Origin of the sequence: Nostoc sp. DedQUE05, from assembly GCF_034530955.1 — a bacterium.
GTDB lineage: Bacteria > Cyanobacteriota > Cyanobacteriia > Cyanobacteriales > Nostocaceae > Nostoc.
This window is the reverse complement of sequence record NZ_JAVRCB010000005.1, coordinates 101,496-115,973: the sequence shown is the minus strand read 5'-3', so window position 1 is coordinate 115,973 and position 14,478 is coordinate 101,496. Positions and strand designations below refer to the sequence as shown.

General features: G+C 42.4%; 12 protein-coding genes. 7 read left to right on the top strand and 5 right to left on the bottom strand.

Going from position 1 to position 14,478, the window contains the following annotated elements:
- Positions 1-239: 239 nt before the first annotated feature.
- Together RMZ42_RS05550 and RMZ42_RS05545 are read left to right on the top strand one after the other, a co-directional pair.
- A complete protein-coding gene (locus tag RMZ42_RS05550; RefSeq protein ID WP_322670457.1) occupies positions 240-1,676 on the top strand; it encodes a hypothetical protein in 1,437 nt (478 codons plus the stop codon).
- Positions 1,677-1,879: 203 nt separating this feature from the next.
- Positions 1,880-3,715, top strand: a complete 1,836-nt coding sequence (locus tag RMZ42_RS05545) for a hypothetical protein (protein WP_322670456.1) — start codon at positions 1,880-1,882, stop codon at positions 3,713-3,715.
- Positions 3,716-3,731: 16 nt separating this feature from the next.
- Here the strand turns inward: RMZ42_RS05545 and RMZ42_RS05540 are convergent, their stop codons facing one another.
- The 4 genes from RMZ42_RS05540 to RMZ42_RS05525 all read right to left on the bottom strand — a co-directional run bounded on the left by RMZ42_RS05540 (position 3,732) and on the right by RMZ42_RS05525 (position 6,931).
- Positions 3,732-4,016 carry a type II toxin-antitoxin system VapC family toxin gene (locus tag RMZ42_RS05540; RefSeq protein WP_322670455.1) on the bottom strand — a complete coding sequence of 95 codons (285 nt, stop codon included), beginning with the start codon at positions 4,014-4,016 and terminating at the stop codon, positions 3,732-3,734.
- Positions 4,013-4,237, bottom strand: a complete 225-nt coding sequence (locus tag RMZ42_RS05535) for a hypothetical protein (protein WP_322670454.1) — start codon at positions 4,235-4,237, stop codon at positions 4,013-4,015. The genes RMZ42_RS05540 and RMZ42_RS05535 overlap by 4 nt, the downstream gene beginning before the upstream one ends.
- A gap of 144 nt (positions 4,238-4,381) precedes the next feature.
- On the bottom strand, positions 4,382-5,662 hold the full coding sequence (locus RMZ42_RS05530) for a VWA domain-containing protein (protein ID WP_322670453.1): 1,281 nt from the start codon (positions 5,660-5,662) through the stop codon (positions 4,382-4,384).
- Positions 5,663-5,674: 12 nt separating this feature from the next.
- A complete protein-coding gene (locus tag RMZ42_RS05525) occupies positions 5,675-6,931 on the bottom strand; it encodes a VWA domain-containing protein (protein WP_322670452.1) in 1,257 nt (418 codons plus the stop codon).
- A 238-nt stretch (positions 6,932-7,169) separates the two neighbouring features.
- Here RMZ42_RS05525 and RMZ42_RS05520 point away from each other — a divergent pair, with 238 nt between their 5' ends.
- The 3 genes from RMZ42_RS05520 (at position 7,170) to RMZ42_RS05510 (ending at position 9,457) form a co-directional block, all read left to right on the top strand.
- Positions 7,170-7,832 carry an ATP-dependent Clp protease proteolytic subunit gene (locus tag RMZ42_RS05520; protein ID WP_322670451.1) on the top strand — a complete coding sequence of 221 codons (663 nt, stop codon included), beginning with the start codon at positions 7,170-7,172 and terminating at the stop codon, positions 7,830-7,832.
- 132 nt (positions 7,833-7,964) lie between these two features.
- Entirely contained in the window at positions 7,965-8,573 is a 609-nt protein-coding gene (locus tag RMZ42_RS05515; protein WP_322670450.1) for an ATP-dependent Clp protease proteolytic subunit, read from the top strand.
- Positions 8,574-8,830: 257 nt separating this feature from the next.
- On the top strand, positions 8,831-9,457 hold the full coding sequence (locus tag RMZ42_RS05510) for a J domain-containing protein (protein ID WP_322670449.1): 627 nt from the start codon (positions 8,831-8,833) through the stop codon (positions 9,455-9,457).
- A gap of 350 nt (positions 9,458-9,807) precedes the next feature.
- On the opposite strand, the gene RMZ42_RS05505 is transcribed toward RMZ42_RS05510, so the two are convergent.
- A complete protein-coding gene (locus tag RMZ42_RS05505; RefSeq protein ID WP_322670448.1) occupies positions 9,808-11,010 on the bottom strand; it encodes a PLP-dependent aminotransferase family protein in 1,203 nt (400 codons plus the stop codon).
- Positions 11,011-11,141: 131 nt separating this feature from the next.
- On the opposite strand from RMZ42_RS05505, the gene RMZ42_RS05500 reads away from it, so the two are divergent.
- Positions 11,142-11,957 carry a basic amino acid ABC transporter substrate-binding protein gene (locus RMZ42_RS05500; RefSeq protein WP_322670447.1) on the top strand — a complete coding sequence of 272 codons (816 nt, stop codon included), beginning with the start codon at positions 11,142-11,144 and terminating at the stop codon, positions 11,955-11,957.
- Positions 11,958-12,375: 418 nt separating this feature from the next.
- Positions 12,376-14,367: a serine/threonine phosphatase gene (locus RMZ42_RS05495; protein WP_322670446.1), complete on the top strand. Its 1,992-nt coding sequence runs from the start codon at positions 12,376-12,378 to the stop codon at positions 14,365-14,367.
- Positions 14,368-14,478: the final 111 nt, after the last annotated feature.

Sequence of the window (14,478 nt, the reverse complement as noted above, 5' to 3'; positions counted from 1 at the left end):
CTTCTAGCGTAAATCGTAAACAGAGTGCCTTTAAAGCTTATTTAAAATTTGTTACAGAACGTGAGGGATCTGCTCGTGCGGAAGAGGCGGGTGATGAACCTGATCTGCCACTAGCTCAAGTATTCATTGATCTAATCTTAAAAATTCGGGACAGTAACAATAAACTCCCTATTGAATGGCTTGCTAGAAAACACAAATCTAAGCCTAACGCTGATCCAGTTCTATTACCAGAAAGTTTGATGCAAGTACGTGCATCATTTGCTCTATTTTTTGCAGATTATCCATATATTTTACTTTTAGGTGGGCCGGGTTTAGGCAAGAGTACTCTGACTCAATTTTTGAGCCTCTATCAAGCTGCTCGAATTGTCGTTCCTGAGTTGTCTATGCGTCTTGCAGATCGGCTTAAGCTGCCTGAAGGAATAACTTCTAAGGATTTAGATGCTAATTGTCGTCCACGTTTTCCCTTCCGAATTGAACTACGCCGCTATGCAAGATGGATGAGTAATCAACAAGACAATAAGCATGAATTGGCTCGTTACATTGTTGAAGTCTTAATTAATCCAAATGCCTCATCAACACTTGGAATGGATGATGTCTTTGACTTGGCATCCAAAAATCCCATCCTCTTAATTCTTGATGGTTTAGATGAGGTTCCAAATTCAGAAACACGACGGGAAATTATAGCGAATTTGCAAGTATTCTTGCGTCGGATAGACTCAGAAAATGGAGACATTCAAGTAATCCTGTCAAGTCGCCCAAAAGGATATTCTGGTGAGTTTGAAGGATTTGAGCCGATTACATGGGAACTTAACGAACTCGAAAGACCAGATTTCGATGAATATTGTGACTGTTGGTTAAAAAATAGAATTCGTGACGCAGAAGATCGAAGTGAGGCAAAAGAGCGAATTAATCGTGGTATGCTTTCTGAAGCAGTTCAACGTTTAGCTATATCGCTTCTACAGGCAACAGTTATTCTAACTATTGTTAGACGTAAGATTGAAATTCCACATCAGCGAAACTCACTCTATAAAAAATATGTTGAAGTTATTTTTGATAGGGAAAAAGAGAAGTCAGAGATTGTACGTGAGCGCGAAAATGAATTGCTTCGACTTCACGAGAGAGTTGGCTATGAACTTCACTGTAAGATGGAGCAGACACGCATTGAAGCTCTTGATCGTGCGACGTTTCGCAGCTATGTTTTAAGTGTTTTGGAAGATTACTCAGCTATTGAACTTAGAAATAAGAAACTGCGAGATATAGCAGATGAAATTATTGAAGCAGCAACAGATCGTCTCTGCCTGTTAATTGGTAAAGGAGAAGATCAGACAGATGTAGACTTTGTTGTACAGCAATATCGTGAATATTTTGCTGCATTGTATTTGTCCAACCATCCTGATGCAGATCCAGATCGTGTTTTTGATATGTTGGTTCGACGTGGTGCTTACTGGGCTTATGTACTTCAGTTCTACGTTGCCCAAGCAAATACTAGGCAGCAAATGCTTTGGGTTACGAATATCCCCGATCAATATAATGAAGAGAATCCTGTTGAAGCTCTTGTTAGAAAAACTAGGACTTATCGAGCAATTCTTAATGTCTTACCTGAATTTACCCTTCAACGGAAGATTGATTTTGAACGTGCCCTCAAAATAATTTTAGGACTTACGCATCGTACATAAGTACTAAACACAATTTGGGTATTTTAGCCATGTTTTGCATCCAGCGATCGCAAATGTCGGAATAAATCAGGGTTATCTGAAGCCTCTGAAAAGACTAAATACCGTAGTACACGTTTTGGTTGATTTGTATAGTGCGTAAGTCCTAAATTTTTAGTTTAGAAACCAGATGGACATGGTTAGAACAGGAAGCGGTTATACGAATATTGCAACTTATTCGTTCCATTAACATTTTTCAAACACTTTGCGAAATGTTTGGAAATCTATCTTTGGAGGATAATGCAACACTAGCTGTAGAACTTTGGCTCTTAGCTAAACTATGCTCTCCCCAATCACCCGATAACATAGACATTTGTAACAAAGTTCAAAATCTTTTGGAACAAGAAAATACACAAGCGCTCGCCTTGCTTTTGGTTTTTCAAAATGATTTGAAAGTAGATTTGACAATATGTGATATTTCTAATGTCGAAACATCGTTTGAAAACTATTACTATAAAGAATTAAGAAAACCACCTTATGAAAGGCAAAATCAGTTATATAACTTTGTATCTTGTCAAACTAAGGAAAAACAGTTTGAACTATTACTTTCTATAGGGAATCGATGGTGGTGGAGTAATGCCCATTTCCCTTATTTCAGTCAATTATTAGAGAAAAATTTATTTCCCGAAATAGAGTTATCAATTTTAGGAGATAGATTAAGGCTACGATTACTGCCTTATTTGTGCCGCAGGCTTGACAGGCTTAATGCGTTGAAATCGTGGAATAAAAAGTTTGATAAACTTAAAATTTTACATGCAAAATATTTAAGTTTTCTTATGAGAGCAATACAAAATCCAACAAATAATGATTTAGATAACGAAGCTAGAGTAATTGAAAGTCAGCTTTCAAAAAATATTAACCACACATGGAAAACTGAATATATTTTAGCACAACCTTCCTCACATTTCTCATCAATCAAGGCATGGAAAGAATTTAAACAAAAGATTAGCGATGTATCCATAAATGATCCGAGGTGGATTGTCAAAAGTGTTGATTTTAAAAGTTCACAAAATTTGTGGGCATGTCTTTTCTTTCATCCGGATCACTGGTCTTTACTGGTTGAAGAAAGTCTAATTACAAAAGAGGAGCATGACAATCTTGTCAATACACAGTTGGGAGATATTCTTAGAATTCCTATAACCCCGATAGATATTTTACAAGGTATAGCCTTATTCTCTGATGCTCCGCTCATAACTCCTCTTCATAAAATTATTAATGTATTTCTCAGTATCCTGGAGAAAGAAGGTATTGAGCGTGTCAGCAAGGGACGAGGCTTGGATGGGTTGCTTTATCTACGCAGAATACAATCAGCCACTATAGAAGAAGTAGAAAATATATTATACAAAGCAAACAATTTGCCATCGCTTCCTTCTATATGGGTGAGTGCTATTTTATGGCTTTGCATAGATATGCCTGAACTTAATATTGAGCTTTTACTTAATTTTTGGGAAAAATGTGAACACTTGAAACCACGTCTTTCTTTTATTCACCAGGAAGAACTTCCAAAAAATTGGAATAACCTTTTGGAAAGGCTTTTAGACAGTAACCGTGCTAGTGCATTACGATTGGGGATAGCAATTGCAGTTTGTTCAAAACCCAATAGAAAAGTTCAAGACACTTTACGAGAGCGATTATTAGCTGAGTCTAGTAGTTATTTGATAAATAAAGACAATGCATCTTATGAATTGTATTATCGTGCACTACTCAATTTAGATCCTAGCTTGGAAGAATTTTCATTATGGGTACAACCAGAGGCTATTCATCCAATATGTAAATCGCCGTGGCTATTAGATCGTCTTAGTACGCGTTTTGTCAGTGCTACTAATCCAAAATTTAAGCTTGATTATGAGCAACTGCGGAAGCAATTATCCCTTTTTATTACTAAGCGATGTGATTATCCAGCAACTATAGCTTTAGGAGCACTTGAAGCTATTCTAAAGATTGATGAAACTAATCTTCCAGTTTTAAATCCAAAGATATGGCAACAATGCCCAGATGAATAGCCGATAACATAATAACCTACAAAATTACGTGATAGGCATTGATTAAAACTCTGAGCGCATGGGTTGTGGTGATGGCAAGTTCGAGAAATTTAGCCTGATGCAATATCTGTGAATATTGCTCAACGAGTTGTTTGGCTTCGGGTAGTTTACCCATTCGGTATTTAGTAGCAATTTCCCAAGCAGAAACACTACTGACAATAATGCGATGATCTGGGTTGCGAATGATGTCTCGGCAGTTAGTGTGGAGTTTTGGGTCGTCAAAGAGCCACCACAGCAGAATATGAGTGTCGATGAGGCTCATTCCCATTGCTGGAGTTCATCTTCTGGTAGTGGTTCAAAGAAAGCATCGCCGAGTTTTCCTTTTAATAAACCAGGGGTGCGCGGTTCGACTTCGCTCACCGCAAGAGGTTGTGTACGTTCTTGACTTAAACCTAGCCGAAAGTAGTGAATTAGGTCATAAAGTTCTGCTAGTTTGTCTTCAGCGATGTCTTGCAATTCTTGGACAATCTTCTGGATCGGCATAAGTCAAACTCTTCGGTAGTTGTTAATCAATAAGTTAGGAATATGCAACTACTTTATTACTCAATTTAGGAAAAGAATATTTTTTCTCGCTTTACGCCAACGCGCGAAACTTTCATCCTGTTAATTAGCAAGGCTGAATTTTTACTATTCCTGTAAAACGGTCTTTGATACAATCCTAGTTTTCTTCAAGTCAGCTTGAGAAAGTTCTTCCCCAGCTTGCAAGCGAGTAGCGGAAGTTTGCAACACTGTTGCTGCACCTTTATCTCCTATTTGTAAAGCTGTTTTAGCAGCCGTTTGCAACATCGTTGCTGCACCAGTGCGATCGCCTTGTTGCAATTTCGCTTCGGCTAACTGAGTCTGACGATACTTCGCTAATGCTAAAATAGAATGTTGTACCTGGGGATTAGATGTCGGTTGATACGCCCGCACTACATCTGCATACACTGGCATCAAGGGCGAAAGTAAGCCTTGTTCGTTAACCAACGGGTCATCATACCGAATTTGCAAATGCCCGATCGCTTGCTTCCCTTCTGGCAATTGTCCCAGATAAATGTTCGCCAAAACTACGCGTTCTACATCCTGCATCAAATCTCCCAAACGCACAGCAAAGCCACCGTCAGCTTCAGTTTCCACTGGTAACTCGATTGTGTCTGGGGCAACTTGAGCAATGGGTTTCAATTCTGCTAATCGGACATTGGGTACTAAAGATAACAGCAAGTAAGCATTAGTTAGCCCAATCGATTGAATCCGTCCAAATAGTCGGCTAAATTGCTCCACAGCTTGTTCGGGACGTTCAATATAAGCTAGAGTTCCACCACCGACATCGGCAATGTTTTCTAGCATATCTTGATTCCAGCTATTGCCAAATCCGAAAGTGTTGATAGTTAGGTTAAGTTTGACAGCCTTTTGCGCCAGTTTCAGACAGCGTTTATTGTCATCTCGCCCTATATCCCACTTCCAAATCCGCAAACCGCTTTCACCATGCCCATCCGTCAGCAGAAACGCCTGAGAAACAGCGCCTCTTGTGCCCTTCATCAATTCTGTAATTCCCAATTCCAAACCATCAGCGATCGCAGTACCGCCGCTAGCGGTCAGTTTGCTTTTTATTTGAGATTTGATGCTTTCGGGGTCTTCAATCGCTTGGTTGGGGATAATGACTTCCGCAGTGCCAGAAAAAGCTACAACCGAGATGCGATCGCCTACTTTCAACCGATCGATTAAACCTTCCACCGCCTGGATCGCCATTTTAATTGGATGTCCATGCATGGAACCACTTTTATCCAAAATCAAGCAGAGATTAAGGGGAAGATTTCGATCGGACTCACCAGCGATTGCCGAAATTGTAATTGCCAATTGACGTTGGCTACTTGTTTGAGCCAGATCAACATTATTGTCATTTAACGCCGAGAGCAATTTAACTTTCATCTAAACTTGAGTTTACTGGGGAGGAGTATCTTGCAAAACTGTTTTGGAGACAATTCTGGTTTTCTTGCGATCGCTTTCAGATAAATCTCCACCAGATTGTAGCTGGGTGGCAGAAGTTTGCAACACTGTCGCTGCACTAGTATCTCCCATTTGCAGTGCAGTTTTCGCAGCCGTTTGTAACATTGTCGCCGCACCAGAGCGATCGCCCTGTTGTAATTTCGTCTCGGCTAGCTGGGTTTGGCGATACTTCGCTAATGCCAAAATAGACTGTTGCACCTGGGGATTCGGGTCTGCTTGGTAATTTTTGACTACATGGGCATAAACTGGGATATTTGGTGTAACTAAACCTACTTTGTTAGCGGCTGGATCGTCGTAGCGGACTTGCACATTAGCGATCGCTTGTTCACCTGTTGGCAATTGTCCCAAATAAATATTAGCTAAGATTACCCGTTCTGCATCTTTCATTAAATCTCCCAACCGCACAGCGAAACGTCCATCAGCTTCTTGTTGCAGCGGTAACTCGATTGTGTCTGGGGAAACTTGGGCGATGGGTTTAAGTTCCGCTAGCCGGACATTGGGCATCAGGGAGAATAACAGATAAGCATTAGTCAATCCCACTGTTTGAACGCGGCTGAACAGGCGATTAAACTCTTCAGCTGCCTGTTCGGGTTTTTGAATATAAGATAAAGTACCTAAGCCAGCATCGGCAATTTTTTCTAAAACATCTTGGTTCCAGTTGTCACCAAATCCCAAAGTATTTAAAGTTAAATTATAGCTAGCAGCCAATTGAGCGAATTTCAAACAGCGATTGTTATCACCGTGTTCATTTTCACCGTCGGTTAATAAAAAAGCTTGGGAAACAGTATCTTTTTTGCCCTTCGCCAACTCCTCAATCCCCAAACGCAACCCTTCATCAATCGCAGTTCCCCCATCGGCGGCGAGGCGATTGATTTGCTGTTTGATTTTCTCTGGATTTTCGACACTTTGATTGGCTACTAAGACTTTGGCACGGTGATCGAAAACTACCACACTGAGGCGATCGCCAGGGTTGAGTCTATCTACCAGACGATTCGCGGCTTTTTTCACCGTTTCTAGCGATCGCCCATTCATCGAACCACTATGATCGAGAATTAAACACAAATTCAGGGGTACATGGCGGTCTTGAGTCTCTGCGATCGCCGAAATCGAAATTCCCAACTGACGTTGACTGTTCAGTTGATTTGCGTCCAAATTACCATCATTCAAGGCAGGCTGCAAATTAACCTTCATAACTCAGAGTCCCTATTCAGGATATACATACTAAAAAATAACTTCAAAGCACCACTTTAGCTCTACGGAAAACTTATCCAACACAAATACATTAATATAATCAGAATATCTTAGAAGCCAAGCATTGGCAGATGCGAAGCCACCTTTAGCATTAGGGAGAAATCCGCACCTTAAGGAAGGTGAGCATCGCGCTAGGATGTATTACAGTTAACGGCATAGTTTCAGGCGATCAGTTGCTATGGACAATTCCCCAATCAAGGCTGTTCAAGCCCCATATTACGGCGATAACTTTTACCGGACACCACCGCCAGATTTACCTTCCCTCTTATTGAAGGAGCGAATCGTCTATATTGGGATGCCACTGGTGCCTGCTGTCACGGAATTGATCGTGGCTCAATTGCTGTTTTTGCAATCCGACGACCCCGAAAAACCGATTAAAATCTATATCAACTCCACCGGCACTTCCGGTTACAGTGGCGAACCCATTGGCTTTGAAACCGAAGCCTTCGCCATCTATGACACCATGAAATATATCAAGCCTCCTATCCATACCATCTGCGTAGGTTCTGCGATGGGTATGTCAGCGATGCTTCTCAGTGCTGGTACAAAAGGTTGCCGCGCTAGTTTACCTCACTCCTCGATTATCCTGCATCAGCCCAAGAGCTACGCCCAAGGTCAAGCAACGGATATTCAAATTCGCGCCAGGGAAGTTTTGGTAAATAAAGGGGCCTTAGTTGATATCTTACATCGCACCACTGGACAGGCTCCAGAAAAAATTACTAAAGACATGGATCGGTTGTTATATTTAACACCCTATGAAGCGAAGGAATACGGTTTAATTGACCGGGTTTTTGAGAAAGAAGAACTCGCCAATCCTCCACTTCCTGCCAGTGTTCTTTAATTTATCTTTTGTCCTTTGTCATTCGTCCTTTGTCCTTATGTTAATAACCAAAAATTATTAATGTTAACAACCAATTGACCAATGACCAATGACCAATGACTAATGACTGACTAATTAAAAACGGAGTAAATTATGCCTATAGGCGTTCCTAAAGTTCCTTACCGGATGCCCGGTGGACAATATACAGATTGGATTAGCATCTACGATCGCCTTTACCGAGAACGGATTATATTCTTGGGGCGTGATATTGATGATGAAATTGCCAATCAAATTATCGCTGTAATGCTGTATCTGGACTCAGACGATCCAGGTAAAGACATTTATTTATACATCAATTCTCCCGGTGGAATGGTTACATCTGGCATGGCTATTTTTGACACCATGCAACATATAAAATCAGATGTAGTGACTATTTGCGTGGGTTTAGCTGCTTCAATGGGGTCTTTCCTGCTGGCTGCTGGCACCAAAGGCAAACGCCTAGCATTGCCTCACTCACGGATTATGATTCACCAGCCTTCAGGTGGTACCCGTGGACAAGCAACCGATATCGAAATTGAAGCTAGAGAGATTCTGCGGATTCGTCACCAGCTCAATGGCATTTATGCTGATAAAACAGGTCAGACCATAGAAAAAATTGAAAAAGATATGGATCGTGACTTTTTCATGTCTGCCGAAGAGGCAAAAGAATACGGTTTAATTGACCGTGTGATTGAAGAACGAACCTCTGTAGTAGCTGGTTAGTAGGGAGGTAGGGGGCAGGGGAGCAGAGGAGCAGAGGAGCAGAGGAGCAGAGGAACAAGGAAGAATAATTAATTCCCCAATGCCCAATGCCCCATGCCCCATGCCCCATGCCCAATGCCCAATGCCCTTTTATAAACAAACTGTCAACATTGAACTTTAAAATAGAAAATTAGCCCTTATCATTAATAGTCCGGGCTTGAAGCTGATACTGACAGATAATAGCCAATAGCTAAATATTCGATAGCTGATAGCTCAAGATGGATCTTGGAGATTGCTACCGTTTACTAGGTTTAAGATCGGGAGCTTCTTTTGCTGACATCAAAGCGTCTTACCGACGACTGGCGCAGCAATATCATCCCGATATCAACCCAGATGACAACAAAGCCAAAGATAAGTTTATTGCCTTGACAGAAGCGTACAAACTCCTGATGACAGTGGTACTACCAGAGGAAACTGTGGCACATTCAACTCAGGTATCAACATCTGGTGGGCGTGATGACGCTAAGGCAACGCATAGGCAGAAAACACCAGTAACAACGGTGACAAGTCAAGAATCAGGGAAACCAAAGCCGCCTAATCTGTTGGAAATAGAAGAACGGCTGAAGTGGAAGACTTATGAGCAATTGCAGCGATTTTTGCAAGAAAAACGATTTCCGCAAGCGATCGCCCTGGCGGAAGCTTTAGCAGATCGTTTGTCAACAGATGCAGAAGTTCGTCAATGGTTAGCGATCGCCTATCAAATTTGGGGACGGGCGCTAATTTCCGAAAAACAACTACTCAAAGCCAGAATTTATCTTAAAAAAGCTTTGAAAACAGACCCTCATAATAAAAGTCTCTGGTATGAAGTCCAGCGCGATTTTCAGCGCTTGGAGCAAATTTTTTAAAGATTCAAAATTAGCCCTTTCAAGACTGATAAAATTTTTGGACAAGAATTTTTCTGATTTTTTGTGTTATCTGCGACTAATGCAGTTAAATAAATTCCCAAAAAATGCTGAGTCATCTTGAAAGGGCTAGTTCTGAGTAGAAAACTTTTACCAAAAACCTTGATTTTAGGATTCTATTAGAAAATAAACGCTTCAATTATCATAGGACTTACGCACACTCTACGAATTCTCGGCGATCTTCTCTTCTCTACGAGACGCTAAGAGCGAACGAGATGCTTCTCTTTCAGAGACGCTAAAGCGAACGCGAAGGCGTCTTGTAAGACTTCCCACAAAATCTAAAATTGGTACGATCATCGCTGCCATCCACGTAGCACTGCTCCCAAGGTAGCGATTCCCTCGACAATCTTTTTAGTTGGTTGAAAGCTAAAAGCTAACCTGATGGCATCATCTCCCTGTCCATTGGCGTAGCAGCGAGTTCCTGGGAGAAAACTGATACCGTGTTCATTGGCAGCAGTTAGGAGTGCTTCGGCGCTGATGTCTGGCGGCAATTTACACCACACAAAAAAGCCACCACCTGGTCGCAAAGCAACTACATCACTGGGAAACTCCTGAGCGATCGCTTCTAACAACAAATTACACTTATGTTTGTACCAGACGATTAGCTCCTGAATGTGATAATCTAGTTTGCCTGTAGCACAGTAGCGACCAACCACATGGCTGACAAACGGCCCCACAGGCCCTTCACTTTTGAACATTGCCAACCGCTCAATAATTGCTGGATCGCCACAAGCCCAGCCTAGCCGGATACCAGGCGCAATGATTTTCGAGAAGGTATTCACGTATAACACCCACCCATCCTTGTCAAGGCTTGCCAAGGATGGTACAACTTCACCTTGGAAGCGCAAATCGCTATAGGCATCGTCTTCCACCACCAACACGCCATACTCAGCCGCTAATGCTACCAGTTTTTGGCGACGAGATAACGGCATAGTAGAGCCTGTGGGATTATGAAAAGTAGGGATAGTGTAAATAAACCTGGGTCGAATCCCCCGTTTTTTCAAGTCGCTTAAAGTTTCTTCTAACGCATCTACATCCATTCCCATCTCATCTACAGGAATAGTAATCAGGCGGGCGCCAGCCTGGACAAATCTATTAACTACTTCTAAGAAGGTTGGCCCTTCCACAATTACCACATCACCACGTTCGACAAACACATCTGGTAGCAAGCCCAAAATCTGACTGGAACCGTAGCCAATAATGACGCGATCGCGATCGGCAGGGATTCCTTGAGCCTGCAAGCGGAGGATTATTTGTTCATAAAGTTGGGCTGAAGGTGGCCCGTAATTGAGAGCGAGCGGAGCTTCTTCTGCCAGTACAGCAGCACTTGCAGCAGACAAATCAGCATGAGGAAAGAGAATTGGGTCAGCCAGACCATAGGCAAAGCTGACGGTGATGATTTTGGTTAACTCAGTGCCGTAAGTTGGTGGTGTCAGATTTCTAGCTCTTTCGGCGAACAAATCAGCAATTTGGTAAGCAGAAGTGGTAGAAGCCATAAGCGATTAAAAATTGAGAGTCAGAATATAGAACACACACAAAGGCAATTAGCAAAAAGTCATACGTATGTATTCTTTCTTATAACATCTTGACAAGTATCGTAAAAATTGGTTGCTAGAACAAAATTACTATGGTGAAATTAATTAACTTCAAGTGGCAGCAGCTAATTCTAAGCTTAGGCTGCCTACTACTAATTATTGCCTGTCAAAGTTTATATCCCACTACTAACCCAGATGTTAAAATTCTCAAGGTCGCCACAGACCCCACCTTTGTCCCTTTTGAATTTCAAACAGCTGACGGTAAGTTAGAAGGTTTTGATATTGATTTGATGAATGCGTTGGCGTCGCCCGCCGCAGGCATCGCTAAAGTAGCAGGTTTTGCAATCCAGTTTGAAAGTCTGCCCTTTGATGGCACGATCTCAACTTTGCAAGCTAAAAGAGTTGATGCAGCAATTAGTGGAATCACAATTACCGCCGAACGCCTGAAAACAATTGCTTTTTCACGACCTTATTTTAAAGCCGGACTTGCGATCGCTGTCCGCGAAGACAATCAAAATATTAAAGACTTAAAAAGTCTCAAAGGTAAAAAAATTGCTGTCCAAATTGGTTCCACTGGGGCAGATTTTGCCAAAACCATCCCCAACGCCAAAATTAGTACTTTTAATTCTGGGCCAGAATTTTTCCAAGACTTACTCAATGGCAACGTTGATGCTGTGGTTAGCGATGCTTTCGCTACTTTGTATGCGATTAAAAACGGCAAACTCAAAGGCATTAGAGTTGTTGCGGATTTGCTCACCCAAGAATACTACGGGATTGCGACGCCCAAGGATTCACCACATTTGGATGCAATTAACAAAGGTTTAGCAACTTTGTTATCCAATGGCACTTACAAGCAAATTTATCAAAAATGGTTTGACGCTGAACCTCCACAATTGCCAGACTCTTGATAATTGGGCATTGGGGATTGGGCATTGGGCATTGGGGATTGGGCATTGGGCATTGGGCATTGGGCATTGGAGATTGGATAGTAGAAAAATTATTTCCTAGTCCCCAGTCTCTAGTCCCCAGTCCCCAGTCCCCAGTCCTCAGTCCCCAGTCCCCAGTTCCCAGTCCCCAGTTCCAGTCCCCAGTCCCCAGTTCCAGTCCCCAGTCCCCAGTCCCCAGTCCCCAGTCCCCATTCCCCATTTCCAAGGAATTAGCTGCCAATATATGAAATATTTATCTAATATGCGTCACAATTAATACTGCCACTAAAATTCATTGATCAACTACAATCTACTGTAGTCAGGGACAGCCAATTGTGGCACCTTGGATGTTAGTGGCTAGAAGCACCTTGGAACGAATGGGAATAAAGGAACTTCCACTATGCTGATTTGCCCTCAGTGTAAATTTGAAAACCCCAATAGCAACAAATTCTGTCAAAACTGTGGCACATCCCTGACTCACAAGGTTTGTCCTGAATGCGGTACCGATGATGTACCTGTGAATGTATTACGTTGTCATAACTGTGACGCAGAATGTGGAACAGTGTTTTGGGCAATTATTGCTAAAGAAACGACTGGGGAAGCTTTGAGAGGAGAAGGGGATGTCAAAGATGTGGGAGGTGAGGGAGATGAACAAGCAATACCTTCCTCATCTCCTGTATCTCCTACTCAAATTACATTAGGCTCCTATTTAGACTCCCAAGAACGCTATCAATTATTAGATGCGCTACCTACGCAAACGGAAACTGCCATTATTACTGATGTGGGTGTGAGAGTTCTAGACTGTCAGCCGTATCAAATATCACCGATTGAGGCAATCCTAGAAAATCAGGAATCAGATTTGCTCACACCATCAGTGGAAGCGAATGAGATTCCTCGCCTTGCTAAACTTTATATTGCTTTACAATCCCAAGGTGAGCGGAGGATACCGTCGATTCACGACGCATGGCAGCAAGGTGATATACAGGTATTAATAATCGAAAACCGCTCGGATTGGCAGTATTTACTCGACCTGTGGCAAGAAGAAACAACCAGTTCGTTAAAAATTTTACACTGGTGTTATGAAATGACCCAACTTTGGGCAGTATTGGAACCAGTAAATTGTCGTCAAAGCCTTTTAGATTTGTCGAATTTGCGATTGGATGAAGACCAAACGTTGGCACTACAAAGGTTGTATGTGGAATCAGCGAATTCTCAGCCTGCCACAGAGTCGTCAGAAGATATCCCTCGCCAAACATCTGCCATTCCAGAGGAGCCGTTAACTATCCAAGCTTTGGGAAGGGTTTGGCAAGCACTATTTAGACAATCGCAACGGACTCAATTTGGCTCCGTAGTCCAAATGTTGGGGGATTTAGAGGTAGGTAAGATTCAGACAATCGCCCAATTGCGATCGCGTTTGGAGGAAATTTCTATTGAACTGGAAGCATTAGGAACTGCAACTTTGCCCCCAATAAAGGAGAACAATACTGCTGTGTCCACTATCCCGCAATCAGATGAGTCAGAAGATATCATTAGCAAAACTGATGATATGCCAACTGTGGTGCTGGCGATGCAGTTAAGTAGCTTAGAAGATGCAGGACGCACAGATGTGGGGCGTCAACGTCATCATAACGAGGACTGCTTTGGCATCGAAACCAAAATTCAGAAACTGGAGTTCCCTAAAAGTCGAGTTTTAGAAGGGCATGGTTTGTATATTCTTTGTGATGGTATGGGTGGACATGCTGGCGGCGAGATAGCCAGCGAGTTAGCAGTCAACACCCTACGGGAATACTTTCAAGAACACTGGATTGCCAACCAGCTGCCAACAGAAGATAGCATTCGTGAGGCAGTGTATTTAGCTAATGAGGCGATTTACAAGCTCAATCAACAAGATGCCCGTTCTGGAGTTGGGCGTATGGGTACAACTTTAGTCATGCTTTTAATTCAAGATACTCAAGCAGCAGTTGCTCATGTGGGAGATAGCCGTCTCTATCGCCTGACGCGCAAGCAGGGGCTAGAACAAGTCACAGTAGATCACGAAGTTGGGCAACGGGAAATAAATCGAGGAGTGGAAGCAAGCATAGCTTACGCCCGCCCAGATGCTTACCAACTTACCCAAGCCTTGGGGCCTCGTGATGAAAACTCGATTAATCCCGACGTTGGCTTTTTCGACATCAACGAAGACACTCTTCTGCTGTTGGCATCGGACGGTCTATCAGACAATGATTTACTAGAAACTCATTGGCAGACCCACTTAGAACCCTTACTTAGTTCTGGTGTTAACTTAGAACGGGGCGTTACAGAATTAATTGATTTGGCAAATCAACACAACGGTCACGACAATATTACTGGTATACTTATTCGGGCAAAAGTACGTCCAAATCTAGAAAGTTAAAGAAGGGACTGGGGACGGGGGACTGGGGACTAGGGACTAAGATAAAATTCTTTATACCCAATACCCAATCCCCAATCCCCAATCCCCAATCCCCAATACTCAGTCCTCTTA

Coding starts and splice junctions, on each gene's coding strand:
- RMZ42_RS05550 (WP_322670457.1), top strand. CDS start 240: ATGCAAGTACGTGCATCATTTGCTCTATTTTTTGCAGATTATCCATAT.
- RMZ42_RS05540 (WP_322670455.1), bottom strand. CDS start 4,016: ATGAGCCTCATCGACACTCATATTCTGCTGTGGTGGCTCTTTGACGAC.
- RMZ42_RS05535 (WP_322670454.1), bottom strand. CDS start 4,237: ATGCCGATCCAGAAGATTGTCCAAGAATTGCAAGACATCGCTGAAGAC.
- RMZ42_RS05530 (WP_322670453.1), bottom strand. CDS start 5,662: ATGAAAGTTAAATTGCTCTCGGCGTTAAATGACAATAATGTTGATCTG.
- RMZ42_RS05525 (WP_322670452.1), bottom strand. CDS start 6,931: ATGAAGGTTAATTTGCAGCCTGCCTTGAATGATGGTAATTTGGACGCA.
- RMZ42_RS05520 (WP_322670451.1), top strand. CDS start 7,170: ATGGACAATTCCCCAATCAAGGCTGTTCAAGCCCCATATTACGGCGAT.
- RMZ42_RS05515 (WP_322670450.1), top strand. CDS start 7,965: ATGCCTATAGGCGTTCCTAAAGTTCCTTACCGGATGCCCGGTGGACAA.
- RMZ42_RS05510 (WP_322670449.1), top strand. CDS start 8,831: ATGGATCTTGGAGATTGCTACCGTTTACTAGGTTTAAGATCGGGAGCT.
- RMZ42_RS05505 (WP_322670448.1), bottom strand. CDS start 11,010: ATGGCTTCTACCACTTCTGCTTACCAAATTGCTGATTTGTTCGCCGAA.
- RMZ42_RS05500 (WP_322670447.1), top strand. CDS start 11,142: ATGGTGAAATTAATTAACTTCAAGTGGCAGCAGCTAATTCTAAGCTTA.
- RMZ42_RS05495 (WP_322670446.1), top strand. CDS start 12,376: ATGCTGATTTGCCCTCAGTGTAAATTTGAAAACCCCAATAGCAACAAA.